Source organism: Curvibacter fontanus, assembly GCF_054780335.1.
Genome location: NZ_BAAGWN010000010.1, coordinates 76965 through 90753 on the forward strand (window position 1 = coordinate 76965; position 13789 = coordinate 90753).

Consider the following 13789-nt stretch of genomic DNA (forward strand, 5'->3'; position numbering starts at 1 on the left):
TTACCACCGCACACGAACCATGGCCACCAAAGTCATCCAGATCAACCGCCGTTCGGCCAACATCACCGAAGGCAAGTCGCGCGCACCCAACCGCTCCATGTACTACGCCATGGGCTACGAGGAAAGCGATTTCAAGAAACCCATGGTCGGCGTGGCCAACGGCCACAGCACCATCACCCCCTGCAACTCGGGCCTGCAGAAGCTGGCCGACGCCGCGATCGCCGGCATCGAGGAAGCCGGCGGCAACGCGCAGGTCTTCGGCACCCCCACCATCAGCGATGGCATGGCCATGGGCACCGAAGGCATGAAGTACTCCCTGGTCTCGCGCGAGGTCATCTCCGACTGCATCGAGACCTGCGTGCAGGGCCAGTGGATGGACGGCGTGCTGGTGGTCGGCGGCTGCGACAAGAACATGCCCGGCGGCATGATGGGCATGCTGCGCGCCAACGTGCCGGCCATCTATGTCTACGGCGGCACCATCCTGCCCGGCCACTACAAGGGCCAGGACCTGAACATCGTCAGCGTGTTCGAGGCCGTGGGCCAGAACGCCGCCGGCAAGCTCAGCGACTTCGACCTGCACGAGATCGAGCAGCGCGCCATCCCCGGCACCGGCTCCTGCGGCGGCATGTACACCGCCAACACCATGTCCAGCGCCTTCGAGGCCTTGGGGCTGAGCCTGCCCTACTCCTCCACCATGGCCAATCCGCACGACGAGAAGCAGAACTCGGCCAAGGAATCGGCCAAGGTGCTGATCGAGGCCATCAAGAAAGACCTCAAGCCGCGCGACATCGTGACGCGCAAGAGCATCGAGAACGCCGTGGCCGTCATCATGGCCACGGGCGGCTCCACCAACGCCGTGCTTCACTTCCTGGCCATCGCGCATGCGGCCGAAGTGGAGTGGACCATCGACGATTTCGAGCGCGTGCGCAAGAAGACCCCCGTGCTCTGCGACCTCAAGCCCAGCGGCAAATACCTGGCGGTGGACCTGCACAAGGCGGGCGGCATTCCCCAGGTCATGAAGGTCCTGCTCAAGGCCGGTCTGCTGCACGGCGACTGCATCACCATCACCGGCCAGACCATCGCCGAGGTGCTCAAGGACGTGCCTGACCAGCCGCGGGCCGACCAGGACGTGATCCGTCCCATCCACAAGCCCATGTACGAGCAAGGTCACCTGGCCATCCTCAAGGGCAACCTCTCGCCCGAGGGTGCGGTCGCCAAGATCACCGGCCTGAAGAACCCGGTCATCACCGGCCCGGCCCGCGTGTTCGACGACGAGCAGTCGGCGCTCAAGGCCATCCTGGACGGCAAGATCAAGGCCGGCGACGTGATGGTGCTGCGCTACCTCGGCCCCAAGGGCGGTCCAGGCATGCCCGAGATGCTGGCCCCCACCGGCGCGCTGATCGGCGCCGGCCTGGGCGAGAGTGTGGGCCTGATCACCGACGGCCGGTTCTCCGGCGGCACCTGGGGCATGGTGGTGGGCCACGTGGCGCCGGAAGCGGCAGCGGGCGGCACCATCGCCTTCGTCAAGGAAGGCGACAGCATCACCATCGATGCCCACGATCTCAAGCTGGAACTGAACGTGCCCGCGGCGGAACTTGCCAAGCGTCGCGAAGGCTGGACGCCGCCGCAGCCGCGCTACACGCGGGGTGTGCAGGCCAAGTTCGCCTTCAACGCCTGCTCGGCCAGCAAGGGTGCCGTGCTGGACAACTACTGAGCGCCAGCGCTCCCTCTGTAAAAAAAGCCCCGGCATGCCGGGGCTTTCTTATCTGCACACCATCGGGCATCAGCGTTTGCGCTTGAGGCCCATGGCGTCGCGCTGCTTGTTGATGCGATCCTGGCGCCGTTTGTCCTCGCGCTCCATGGCCTTGCGTCGGGTATAGCCACTGGCATCGGCCCAGGACCACCAGGCCACCGCCAGGCCGAAGGGCGCCAGCACGATCCACCAGCTCCAGCCAAGGACCGGATCGATGTCCAGGTATTTCATCAGCAGAAGAATGACGCCCAGTCCCAGAAAATACATGTCGTGCCCTCGGTCTTTGGCTGCGTCCATCCCTCGGGTCAACCTCAGCCTTTACAATTGCGTTGGTTGATTATGTACTTAACCACTGCCCAGAGGAAATCAATGAAACGCGCCCTGTTTGCCCTGCTCGCTGCCGTCTCCATCAGCACCCCTGCCCTGGCCGATCAGGCCCTGGCCACCTCCAAGAACTGCATGGCCTGCCACGCCGTCGACAAGAAGCTGGTCGGCCCGTCCTTCAAGGACATCGCCAAGAAGTATGACAAGTCCGCCAGCGACAAGCTGGCCGAGAAGGTGATCAAGGGCGGCTCTGGCGCCTGGGGCCCGGTCCCGATGCCGGCCAACCCGCAGGTCAGCGCCGACGAGTCCAAGAAGCTCGTGGCCTGGATCCTGACCCAGAAGTAATCCGCTTCTGCCGCAACAAAAAGCCCGCGCATGCGGGCTTTTTGTTGCGTGCGACGGTCGAGATCAGTTGTTCTGAGCAAGTTGCTCAAGAATCGCGGGATTCTCCAATGTCGTCGTGTCCTGGGTGATGGCTTCACCCTTGGCGATCGAGCGCAGCAGGCGGCGCATGATCTTGCCGCTGCGGGTCTTGGGCAGGTTGTCACCGAAGCGGATGTCCTTCGGTTTCGCGATCGGGCCGATCTCCTTGGCCACCCAGTCGCGCAGTTCCTTGGCGATCTGCTTCGCCTCCTCACCCGTCGGACGAGAACGCTTGAGCACCACGAAGGCGCAAATGGCCTCCCCCGTCAGATCGTCAGGGCGGCCCACCACGGCGGCCTCGGCCACCAGGTCGGTCTTGGACACCAGGGCCGATTCGATCTCCATCGTGCCCATGCGATGACCCGAGACGTTGAGCACGTCGTCGATGCGGCCGGTGATGCGGAAATAGCCGCGGTCCGCGCTGCGCACCGCACCGTCGCCGGCCAGGTAATAGCCCTTGAGTTCCTCGGGGAAGTAGCTCTTCCTGAAGCGCTCCGGGTCACCCCAGATGGTGCGGATCATGGACGGCCAGGGTTTCTTGACCACCAGGATGCCGCCCGAGCCGTTGGGCACGTCATGGCCGGCTTCGTCGACGATGGCGGCCGCGATGCCCGGCAGCGGCAGAGTGCAGGAGCCCGGCACCAGGGGCGTGGCGCCCGGCAGCGGGGTGATCATGTGGCCACCGGTCTCGGTCTGCCAGAAGGTGTCGACGATGGGGCAGCGTTCACCGCCCACATGCTTGTGGTACCACATCCAGGCCTCGGGGTTGATGGGCTCGCCCACCGAGCCCAGGATGCGCAGGCTGCTGAGGTTGGAGCGGGCCGGGTGCACCTTCTCGTCGCCTTCGGCGGCCTTGATCAGCGAGCGGATGGCCGTAGGCGCCGTGTAGAAGATCGTGCACTGGTGTTTCTCGATCATCTGCCAGAAACGGCCGGCGTTCGGGTAGGTCGGCACGCCCTCGAAGACGATCTGCGTGGCACCGGCGGCCAGGGGGCCGTAGGCCACATAGGTGTGGCCGGTGATCCAGCCGATGTCGGCCGTGCACCAGAAGATGTCGCGGGGCTGGATGTCAAAGGTCCAGTCCATGGTGAGACGCGCCCACAGCAGGTAGCCGCCGGTGGCGTGCTGCACGCCCTTGGGCTTGCCCGTGGAGCCGGAGGTGTAGAGGATGAACAGCGGGTGCTCGGCGCCCACGGCCGTCGGCGCGCAAGTGCTGCTCTGCCCCGCCAGCGCCTCGGCGAAGGTCATGTCGCGGCCCGCGACCATATGACAGGCGGTGCTCGTACGCTGGTAGACCAGCACGGACTTGATGGTGTCGCAGCCACCCATGGCCAGCCCCTCGTCCACGATGGCCTTGAGCGGCAACTCCTTACCGCCGCGCATCTGGTAGTTGGCCGTGATCACGGCCACGGCGCCAGCGTCGATGATGCGCTCCTGCAGGGACTTGGCCGAGAATCCGCCGAACACCACGGAGTGCGTGGCGCCGATGCGTGCGCAGGCCTGCATGGCCACCACGCCCTCGATGGTCATGGGCATGTAGATCAGGACGCGGTCACCCTTCTTGATGCCCTGGGCCTTGAGGGCGTTGGCAAACTGGCTGACCTTGGCCAGCAGCTCCTTGTACGTGACTTTGGTGACGCTGCCGTCATCGGCTTCAAAAATGATGGCGGTCTTGTTCTCGGTCGACGTGCCCATGTGCTTGTCCAGGCAGTTGGCCGAGGCGTTGAGCTCGCCGTCGTCGAACCACTTGTAAAAAGGCTTCCTGGAAGCATCCAGGGTGCGGGTAAAGGGCTTGGCCCAGACCAGGTTCTCACGCGCCAACCTCGCCCACGTCCCCTCGAAATCCTTGTCGAAGGCCTCGCACATGGCCTGGTACTGCGCCATGCCGGAGATGCGCGCCGCCTTGACCACCGCTTCCGACGGGGGAAAGACACGGTTCTCGACCAGAACGGATTCGATGGCGGAAGAAGATGCACTCATGGCTTGTTTCCTCAAATGGTTTTTGTTTCGCCCCGCAATGTCGGGGCTGGCGCTTACAAGTCACTGACTGGACACACCAGGGTCTGTTTACATTCATTTCTCGAGATGCGTTGCGGATCAAAAAAAGTCATGCGGTAGGCGCGTGGACGCCGCCGGGGCAGCCCCCGGCCACAGTCCGCGCAACACCCCGCATGGCCTTTTTGGCCGCAACCCGTAGGGAACGTGGTTAAAACAGCGCCAATCGTTGTTGCACTCCTAGCCCAGGCGGCCAGCCTGGGCGTCGTCGCGCGCCTACCTAGATTGGCACCGTTTTAACCACGTTCGCACTTGAGAAATGAGTGTAAACAGACCCTAGGCCAATGTACCGAATCCCGGCCGGGTTTGAAATGCGGCCTAGAATCCGCAGTCTAGATAGAAACCCGGATTTTCAGACCATGTCCCGTCCCGAACCGTCCAAAGCGTCTCCCTTGCGTCCCCTGCCCGCCCTCATCTTTTCCAGCCGCTGGCTGCAACTGCCCCTGTACCTGGGCCTGATTGCCGCGCAGGGCGTTTATGTGTTTCACTTCCTGGTCGAGCTGACCCACCTGATCGAAGCCGCCTTCGGCAGCCAGGCCGCCTTGCAGGCGCTGGTCACGAGCATCGGCTACAAGACCGGGGCCCCCATCACCACGCTGAACGAGACGGTCATCATGCTGGTGGTGCTGGCGCTGATCGACGTCGTCATGATCTCCAATCTGCTGATCATGGTCATCGTCGGCGGCTACGAAACCTTTGTCAGCCGCATGGACCTCGAAGGCCATCGCGACCAGCCCGAATGGCTCAGCCACGTCAATGCCTCGGTGCTCAAGGTCAAGCTGGCCACCGCCATCATCGGCATCAGTTCCATTCATCTGCTCAAGACCTTCATCAACGCGGACAACTACACCGACCGGGTGCTGATCGCCCAGACGGCCATCCACATCACCTTCCTGCTGTCGGCCATCGCCATTGCCTACACAGACAAGCTGATGTCGGCCCCCGCCGCGGAACATCACTGACCCTTCAGCCGAGCATCCCCATGAGCACCAGCATCAAGCAAGCCGACCTGATCGAATCCGTCGCCGCCGCCCTGCAGTACATCAGCTACTACCACCCGGCCGACTACATCGCCCACCTGGCCCGCGCCTACGCGCGCGAGCAGAGCCCCGCCGCCAAGGACGCCATCGCGCAGATCCTCACCAACAGCAAGATGAGCGCCACGGGCCACCGCCCGATCTGCCAGGACACGGGCATCGTGAACGTCTTCCTCAAGGTCGGCATGAACGTGCGCTGGGAAGGCTTCGGCGGCAGCCTGGAAGATGCCGTCAACGAAGGCGTGCGCCGCGCCTACAACCATCCGGACAATACGCTGCGTGCCAGCGTGCTGGCCGATCCGCACTTCGCCCGCAAGAACACCAAGGACAACACGCCTGCGGTCATCTTCACGGAGATCGTGGCTGGTGACACGGTGGAGGTCACTGTCGCGGCCAAGGGCGGCGGCAGCGAGAACAAGAGCAAGATGGTGATGATGAACCCCAGCGACTCCATCGTCGACTGGGTCCTCAAGACCGTGCCCACCATGGGCGCCGGCTGGTGCCCGCCGGGCATGCTGGGCATCGGCATCGGCGGCACCGCCGAGAAAGCCGTCCTGATGGCCAAGGAAAGCCTGATGGAAGACCTGGACATGTACGAGCTGCAGGCCAAGGCGAGCAAGGGCGAGAAGCTCACGCAGGTGGAAGAGCTGCGCCTGGAACTGCATGAGAAGGTCAACGCCTTAGGCATCGGCGCCCAGGGCCTGGGCGGCCTGACCACCGTGCTGGACGTGAAGATCAAGATGTACCCCACGCACGCGGCCAGCAAGCCTGTGGCCATGATCCCCAACTGCGCGGCCACGCGCCACGCGCATTTCGTCATGGACGGCTCGGGTCCGGTCTACCTGGAACCGCCCAGCCTGGACCTCTGGCCCGACGTCAACTGGACGCCCGACACGAAGAAGAGCAAGCGCGTGGACCTGAACAAGCTGACCAAGGAAGAGGTGGCGAGCTGGAAACCCGGCGACACCCTGCTGCTCAAGGGCAAGATGCTCACCGGCCGCGACGCCGCTCACAAGCGCATCGCCGACATGCTGGCCAAGGGCGAGAGGCTGCCCGTGGACTTCACCAACCGCGTGATCTATTACGTGGGCCCGGTGGACCCGATCAAGGGCGAGGCCGTCGGCCCGGCCGGCCCCACCACCGCCACGCGCATGGACAAGTTCACCGAGACCATGCTGGGCCAGACCGGCCTGATCGCCATGATCGGCAAGGCCGAACGCGGCCCCGAGGCCGTGGAAGTGATCCGCCAGCACAAGAGCGCCTACCTGATGGCCGTGGGCGGCGCCGCCTACCTGGTCAGCAAGGCCATCAAGACCGCCAAGGTCGTGGGCTTCGAAGACCTGGGCATGGAAGCCATCTACGAATTCGACGTGGTGGACATGCCCGTCACCGTGGCGGTCGATGCCGGTGGCACCAGCGCCCACGTCACCGGCCCGGCCGAGTGGAGCCGCCGAATTGCCAGCGGCGAGTTCAAGGGCATCTCGCTGGCCACTGCCTGAGCCCCGTGACGCGACCGGTCGGCGTCTTCGACAGCGGCATCGGGGGATTCAGCGTCCTCCGGGCCCTGCGTGCCGAACTGCCGCACCAGCCTTTTGTCTACGTGGCCGACAGCGGCCACGCGCCTTATGGCGAACGCGAGAGCGGGCACGTGATCGAACGCTCGCAGGCCATCGCTCGCCACCTGATCCAGGCGCACGACATCCAGGCCCTGGTCGTGGCCTGCAACACGGCCACCGCCGCGGCCATCGCCCTGCTGCGCGAGCAACATCCGGAACTGCCCATCATCGGTGTGGAGCCCGCGCTCAAGCCCGCGGCACAGGTCAGCCGCACACACCGCGTGGGCGTGATGGCCACGCGCAGCACCCTGCAAAGCGCCAAGTTCCAGGCCCTGCTGGCCACACTGAAAGACCAGGCCGAATTCGTTCTGCAACCCTGCGACGGCCTGGCCGATGCCATCGAGCGCCAGGACTTCGAGCGCGCGCTGGCGCTGAGCCGGAGTTACACCGCGGCCATGGGGCGCTTTGGCAATGATGGGATCGACACCGTGGTCCTGGGCTGCACCCATTACCCGCTGATTGCGGACACGCTCCAGGACCTGCTGGGCCCACAGGTGACCCTGGTTGACAGCGGCGCCCCGGTGGCACGACAGACACGCCGCGTACTGCCCGAGCCTGCGGTCACGGGACACCCGTTGCCACACCTGAGCACCACCGGCCATCCCGAGCCATTGAGAGCTGCCGTCGACCGCTGGCTGCAACCGCAATTTGCCATCGAGACACTGCGCGGCTGAGGTTGGCCCGACTGCCCTATTTCCTGAGACCCTGGCGGTACTCCCAGGGCGGGATGGGCCGGGGATCACGCCAGAGCCCCACACGCTGCTGCCGTGCCTCGGCCTCGGCGGCGGCATAGGCCTCCCGGTCGGCCACCGGCACATCGCGAACCTGAGCCCGGTCGTACCAGGCCATGCCGCGCTGCAATTGCTCCAGATTCACGTGCATGCCCTGCACCAGCACCTTGCCCCGACGCGGCGTGCTTTTGTCGTTACCGGGAATGTCCACCACCACGCCGCGCTGGAACACCAGCTCACGCAGGGAGTCCAGGGAACGCTGGCCATGGGCCTGAAATTTTTCCGGAGCATCCAGACCGGCCAGCCGCACGGTGTGCTGCACCTTCCTGTCGTCGACGACCTTGATGGTGTCGCCCGAGACAACTGCCGACACCCGGCCCGTGAGCGTCCAGGCGCCGGCCGGCAGGCAAGCCAGGAACGACAGCAACAGCACGAGCGGGGACAGATGGGATCTCATGGAGATCAGAAGGAGATGGCAGAAGGAGATGGAAGAGAAATGGTCGGGGCGATACGATTCGAACGTACGACCCTCTCGTCCCAAACGAGATGCGCTACCAGGCTGCGCTACGCCCCGACTAGGCCCGTATTCTACCGGCAGGCACTCTTGCAGTCCGCAAAGGCGTCCTTGGGATAAAGTTTCCACATGCGCGCACGCTCCTTTCCTCTGCCATGGTTGCAAGCCGGCGAAGACTTTCCGCCCGTGAGCCAGGCCTGGGGCCCAGGCTCGGAAGCGCCAGGCCTGCTGGCCGCCGGTGGCGCTCTGGATGTGCCCACCCTGCGGCGCTCCTATGGGCAGGGCATCTTTCCCTGGTTCAGCACCGGCCAGCCCATCCTCTGGTGGAGCCCGGACCCTCGCATGGTGCTGGAGGTGGCGCAGTTCCGCCTGCATCGCTCGCTGCGCAAGACCTTGCAGAAATTCAGCACGAGTCCCGGCTGTGAAATCCGCTTCGACTCGGCTTTCGAGCAGGTGATCGGCGCCTGCGCGGGAAGCCCGCGTGAGGGTCAGGATGGCACCTGGATCGTCCCGCCCATGGTGCAGGCCTATACCGAGCTGCACCGCGCCGGCCATGCGCACAGCGTCGAGACCTGGATCGATGGACGGCTTATGGGTGGCCTCTACTGTGTGGCCCTGGGCCGGGCCGTGTTCGGTGAATCCATGTTCACGCGAGCCAGCGACGCCTCCAAGATCGCGCTGACCGCCCTGGTGGCCTTCTGCCGCCTGCAGGGCATCAGCACGATCGACTGCCAGCAGAACACCCAGCATCTGGCCTCGCTGGGAGCCCACGAGGTGCCCCGTGTGGATTTTTTGCGCCACATCACGGCAGCCCAGTTGCAGCCTGGTCCCCGCTGGCAGTTCGAACCCCTATACTGGCGTGAACTGATGATGGCCCCCGCGGAGTCGACGTGACGCATCTCAAGGATCTGCCCCTTCAGAGTCTGCAGTTCTATGCCACGGCACCCTACCCGTGCAGTTATCTGGGCGGCCGCCTGGCCCGTTCGCAGGTCGCCACGCCCAGCCACCTGATCAACAACTCCACGTATTCAGGACTCGTCGCCCAGGGCTTTCGCCGCAGCGGCATGTTCACCTACCGGCCGCACTGCGATGGCTGCCAGGCCTGCATCCCGCTGCGCGTGCGCGTACAGGACTTCCAGCCCACCCGCAGCCAGCGGCGCGCCTGGAAGCAGCACCTGAGCCTGCAGGTCCGCGTCTCGCGCCTGTGCTTCGTGCCCGAGCATTACCAGCTCTATCTGCGTTACCAGAACGGCCGCCACGCAGGCGGCGGCATGGACCAGGACAGCATTGACCAGTACACCCAGTTCCTGCTGCAAAGCCGCGTCAACTCGCGCCTGATCGAGTTCCGTGAAACGCTGGCCGACGGCTCCCCTGGCGCCCTGTGCATGGTGTCCGTGCTGGACGTGCTGGACGATGGCCTCTCCGCCGTCTACACCTTCTACGAACCCGGCCACGAGGCCAGCTACGGCACCTACAGCGTGCTCTGGCAGATCGAGCAGGCACGGCAGCTGGGCCTGCCACACGTCTACCTCGGTTACTGGATCGAAGACAGCCCGAAAATGAACTACAAGGCCCGCTTCAGCCCGCACGAGCTTCTGTTGCAGGGCCAGTGGCTGGCAGCCAGGCCCGACGGCAGCATGCCCTTGGTCAGGTAACGATTTCACGAGGTAAAATCGGAACTCCTGCTGGAGAGTACCCGATGAAGAAAAAAGATCCGGATGCGGTTGCCACCCCGACCGTACAGGTGATCGAACGGATGTTCACACTGATGGATGTGCTGGCGTCGCGTGAAGAAGCGATTTCGCTCAAGGAAATCAGCGAAAAGACCGGGCTCCATCCCTCCACCGCCCACCGCATCCTCAACGACCTGGCCAGTGGTCGTTACGTCGACCGGCCGCAGCCTGGCACCTATCGCCTGGGCATGCGTCTGCTGGAACTGGGCAATCTGGTCAAGGCACGCCTCAATGTCCGTGATGCGGCCATCGCCCCCATGCGCGAACTGCACCGCCTGATCCAGCAGCCCGTCAACCTGAGCATGCGCCAGGGCGACGAGATCGTCTACATCGAGCGCGCCTACAGCGAACGCTCAGGCATGCAGGTGGTGCGCGCCATCGGTGGCCGTGCGCCCCTGCACCTCACCTCGGTAGGCAAGCTCTTCCTGGCCGCCGACGATCCGCAGCGCGTACGGGCCTATGCCACGCGCACCGGCCTCTCCGGCCATACCAAGAACAGCATCACCCAGCTGCCAGTGCTTGAGCGTGAACTCTCCAAGGTGCGCCAGTACGGCACCGCACATGACGACGAGGAACTGGAACTGGGGGTGCACTGCATGGCCGCCGGCATCCACGACGACCAGGGCAAGCTGGTGGCGGGGCTGTCAATCTCGGCGCCGACGGGGCGGCTGGACAAGGAATGGCTGCCCAAGTTACAGACCGTGGCCAGTGAAATTTCGCGCATGCTGGGCTACCAGGCCGGCAGCGCGGAGAAGCGCTGAAACAAGGCCCCCGGGGGCCTGCTGTCAGGAACTGACGCTGATCAGACGAACCGGGGCTGGGGCATCGATCAGGTTCTCGGTCATCGGTCCGGGCGCCTTGGCCGGTATCGATTCAACCCAGCGCCTCACACGCTCGGCGTCACCGAGGCGGCTGAGCTTGCCGGCGGAATCCAGAAACACCATGATGAGGTTGCGACCGGCCACCTTGGCCTGCATGACCAGGCACTGACCTGCCTCGGAGATGTAGCCGGTCTTTTGCAGACCGATTTCCCAGGTCGGGTTGCGCACCAGGCGATTGGTGTTGCTGAACACGAGCTTGCGGCGCCCGACGGCCACCTGGTAAGCCGGCGAGGTGGAGTATTCACGCAACAGGCTGTCATCGGAGGCCACGTTGACCAGCACGGCCAGATCCCTGGCGCTGGAGCGGTTTTTGCTGGACAAGCCCGTGGGCTCGACATACTGCGTGTCCTGCATGCCCAGCAACTGGGCTTTGGCGTTCATCATTTCGACAAAGACCTGCAAGCCACCCGGATAGGTGCGCCCCAAGGCATGGGCGGCACGATTCTCACTGGACATCAAGGCCAGATGCATCAGCTCGCCGCGGCTCAGGGTCGAGCCCACACGCAGGCGCGAGGTGCTGCCTTTTTCCGTATCCACATCGTCCTGGGTGATGGTGATCATCTCGTCCAGGGACAGCTCGGCTTCGCTGATCAGCAGGCCCGTCATGAGCTTGGTCAGCGAGGCAATGGGCAGCACGGCCTCTTCGTTCTTGCTGAGCAACACTTCCTGGGTTTCCTGGTCGATGACATAGGCCACGCTGGAACGCAGGGACAGGGGATCGGCCACACCGTGCAAGCCGGCGCGCATGCCATCCGAAGGCCGCGCCGGACGCACAATCCGGGCCGCGGGACGCTTGGCGTAGGTCTTGCGTTTGCCCTGGTGGCTGATCTTGAGCACCTTGGGCTTGGCCCCGGTCTGGTTGCCATTGCTCCCGTTGGCTGATGCCGCGAACGCCAGCCCGGATGCTGCAAACACCAGGGACAGCGACGCCGTCAAAGCCCAGATAAAACGATGGAAGTGGTTCACCAGTCCGACCCTGCACAGGAAATAAATGGATGCCATGGATACATGGCACCAGCACAGGCAAGGTTATACCGAAAATATCAAGCTGGATCAACCACTTGTGTCGCTTTTCTAAACAAAGTCTTACATATCCAGGTAATAACCCTAGCCCTGGGCAGCCACCCGGTCAGCTTTGCTGTGCAACTTGTTGAGTGCGCTGAGATAAGCCTTGGCGGACGCCACCACGATATCGGGGTCCGATCCGACCCCGTTGACCACACGGCCGCTGTTTTGCAGGCGCACCGTCACCTCGCCCTGGCTTTCGGTCGAGCCGCTGATGGCATTGACGGAATACAGCACCATCTCGGCGCCGCTCTTGACGTGCGACTCGATGGCCTTGAGCGAGGCGTCCACCGGGCCATTGCCATCCGATGCGCCGTGCACCTCCTTGCCTTCCACCGTGATCACGATGGAGGCATGCGGACGTTCGCCGGTTTCGCTGTGTTGCGAAAGCGAGATGAAGCCGTACTGTTCCTTCTCACTGGCCACGCTCTCGTCGCTCACCAGGGCCAGAATGTCCTCGTCGAAGATCTCGCTCTTGCGGTCGGCCAGTTCCTTGAAGCGGGCAAAGGCGGTGTTGAGCTCTCCTTCGCTCTCCAGGCTCACACCCAGGTCCTGCAGGCGCTGCTTGAAGGCGTTCCGGCCGGACAGCTTGCCCAGCACGATCTTGTTGGCGCTCCAGCCCACGTCCTCGGCGCGCATGATTTCATAGGTATCCCGCGCCTTGAGCACGCCGTCCTGGTGGATGCCCGAAGCGTGGGCGAAGGCATTGGCGCCAACCACGGCCTTGTTGGGCTGCACCACGAACCCGGTGGTCTGGCTGACCATGCGGCTGGCCGGCACGATCTGGGTGGTGTCGATGCCGACATCCAGATTGAAATAGTCGCGGCGCGTCTTCACCGCCATCACGATCTCCTCCAGGCTGCAGTTGCCGGCGCGCTCGCCCAGACCGTTGATGGTGCATTCGACCTGACGCGCACCACCGATCTTCACGCCGGCCAGGGAATTGGCCACCGCCATGCCCAGATCGTTGTGGCAATGCACCGACCAGATCGCCTTGTCCGAGTTGGGAATGCGTTCGCGCAGGGTCTTGATGAAGTGGCCATACAGCTCGGGCACGGCATAACCCACAGTGTCGGGTATGTTGAGGGTGGTGGCGCCCTCCTTGATCACCGCCTCCAGCACGCGGCAGAGGAAGTCAACATCACTGCGGTAGCCATCCTCCGGGCTGAATTCGATATCTTCCACCAGATTGCGCGCATACCGCACGGAAAGTTTCGCCTGCTCCAGAACCTGCTCCGGTGTCATGCGCAGCTTTTTCTCCATGTGGAGGGCCGAGGTGGCGATGAAGGTGTGGATGCGGGCCCGGTTCGCGCCCTTGAGCGCTTCGGCCGCGCGTGCGATGTCGCGGTCATTGGCGCGCGACAGCGAACAGATCGTGGAGTCCTTGATCGTGTTGGCAATACCCTGCACAGCCTCGAAGTCCCCGTTCGAACTGGCGGCGAAACCAGCCTCGATCACGTCCACCTTCAGGCGCTCGAGCTGGCGTGCAATTCGCAGCTTCTCGTCCTTGGTCATGGAAGCGCCGGGCGACTGCTCGCCGTCACGCAAAGTCGTATCGAAAATGATCAATTTCTCAGCCATCTCAAACTCCTGTTCGTCTTCAACAAAATCAACAACCGTAAAAGCAAAAGGCCCGCTGCGGATGCATACGGGCCTT

13 protein-coding genes and 1 tRNA gene are annotated in these 13789 nt (G+C 64.0%); 8 read left to right on the forward strand and 6 right to left on the reverse strand.

What is annotated here, in order from left to right; all coding sequences use genetic code 11:
- Positions 1-19 precede the first annotated feature (19 nt).
- The gene (ilvD, locus tag ACYVH8_RS05670; RefSeq protein ID WP_460487911.1) at positions 20-1714 is read left to right on the forward strand and encodes a dihydroxy-acid dehydratase; all 1695 of its coding nucleotides are present in this window, start codon (positions 20-22) and stop codon (positions 1712-1714) included.
- A 69-nt stretch (positions 1715-1783) separates the two neighbouring features.
- Here ilvD and ACYVH8_RS05675 read toward each other — a convergent pair whose 3' ends face one another.
- Positions 1784-2020 carry a TIGR04438 family Trp-rich protein gene (locus tag ACYVH8_RS05675; RefSeq protein ID WP_460487912.1) on the reverse strand — a complete coding sequence of 79 codons (237 nt, stop codon included), beginning with the start codon at positions 2018-2020 and terminating at the stop codon, positions 1784-1786.
- Positions 2021-2122: 102 nt separating this feature from the next.
- Here ACYVH8_RS05675 and ACYVH8_RS05680 point away from each other — a divergent pair, with 102 nt between their 5' ends.
- On the forward strand, positions 2123-2422 hold the full coding sequence (locus tag ACYVH8_RS05680) for a c-type cytochrome (RefSeq protein ID WP_460487913.1): 300 nt from the start codon (positions 2123-2125) through the stop codon (positions 2420-2422).
- Positions 2423-2485: 63 nt separating this feature from the next.
- Here ACYVH8_RS05680 and acs read toward each other — a convergent pair whose 3' ends face one another.
- Positions 2486-4480, reverse strand: a complete 1995-nt coding sequence (gene acs / locus ACYVH8_RS05685) for an acetate--CoA ligase (RefSeq protein WP_460487914.1) — start codon at positions 4478-4480, stop codon at positions 2486-2488.
- Between the two features lie 434 nt (positions 4481-4914).
- Here acs and ACYVH8_RS05690 point away from each other — a divergent pair, with 434 nt between their 5' ends.
- The 3 genes from ACYVH8_RS05690 to murI are packed head-to-tail and all read left to right on the forward strand — an operon-like array spanning position 4915 to position 7882.
- Positions 4915-5517: a TIGR00645 family protein gene (locus ACYVH8_RS05690; protein WP_460487915.1), complete on the forward strand. Its 603-nt coding sequence runs from the start codon at positions 4915-4917 to the stop codon at positions 5515-5517.
- Between the two features lie 20 nt (positions 5518-5537).
- Entirely contained in the window at positions 5538-7091 is a 1554-nt protein-coding gene (locus ACYVH8_RS05695; protein WP_460487916.1) for a fumarate hydratase, read from the forward strand.
- 5 nt (positions 7092-7096) lie between these two features.
- Positions 7097-7882: a glutamate racemase gene (gene murI / locus ACYVH8_RS05700; RefSeq protein ID WP_460487917.1), complete on the forward strand. Its 786-nt coding sequence runs from the start codon at positions 7097-7099 to the stop codon at positions 7880-7882.
- 16 nt (positions 7883-7898) lie between these two features.
- On the opposite strand, the gene ACYVH8_RS05705 is transcribed toward murI, so the two are convergent.
- Both ACYVH8_RS05705 and ACYVH8_RS05710 read right to left on the reverse strand, forming a co-directional pair.
- The gene (locus tag ACYVH8_RS05705) at positions 7899-8396 is read right to left on the reverse strand and encodes a thermonuclease family protein (protein WP_460487918.1); all 498 of its coding nucleotides are present in this window, start codon (positions 8394-8396) and stop codon (positions 7899-7901) included.
- 40 nt (positions 8397-8436) lie between these two features.
- A tRNA-Pro gene (locus ACYVH8_RS05710) sits at positions 8437-8513 on the reverse strand.
- 69 nt (positions 8514-8582) lie between these two features.
- Between ACYVH8_RS05710 and aat the strand changes: the two genes are divergently transcribed.
- The 3 genes from aat to ACYVH8_RS05725 are packed head-to-tail and all read left to right on the forward strand — an operon-like array spanning position 8583 to position 10947.
- A complete protein-coding gene (gene aat / locus ACYVH8_RS05715) occupies positions 8583-9347 on the forward strand; it encodes a leucyl/phenylalanyl-tRNA--protein transferase (protein ID WP_460487919.1) in 765 nt (254 codons plus the stop codon).
- On the forward strand, positions 9344-10108 hold the full coding sequence (locus tag ACYVH8_RS05720) for an arginyltransferase (protein ID WP_460487920.1): 765 nt from the start codon (positions 9344-9346) through the stop codon (positions 10106-10108). Before aat ends, ACYVH8_RS05720 begins: the two co-directional genes overlap by 4 nt.
- A 44-nt stretch (positions 10109-10152) precedes the next feature.
- Positions 10153-10947, forward strand: coding sequence for an IclR family transcriptional regulator (locus tag ACYVH8_RS05725; protein ID WP_460487921.1), 795 nt, complete (start codon positions 10153-10155; stop codon positions 10945-10947).
- 24 nt (positions 10948-10971) lie between these two features.
- Here the strand turns inward: ACYVH8_RS05725 and ACYVH8_RS05730 are convergent, their stop codons facing one another.
- Together ACYVH8_RS05730 and ACYVH8_RS05735 are read right to left on the reverse strand one after the other, a co-directional pair.
- Entirely contained in the window at positions 10972-12069 is a 1098-nt protein-coding gene (locus ACYVH8_RS05730) for a serine hydrolase (protein WP_460487922.1), read from the reverse strand.
- A gap of 105 nt (positions 12070-12174) precedes the next feature.
- Entirely contained in the window at positions 12175-13713 is a 1539-nt protein-coding gene (locus tag ACYVH8_RS05735; protein WP_460487923.1) for a 2-isopropylmalate synthase, read from the reverse strand.
- Positions 13714-13789: the final 76 nt, after the last annotated feature.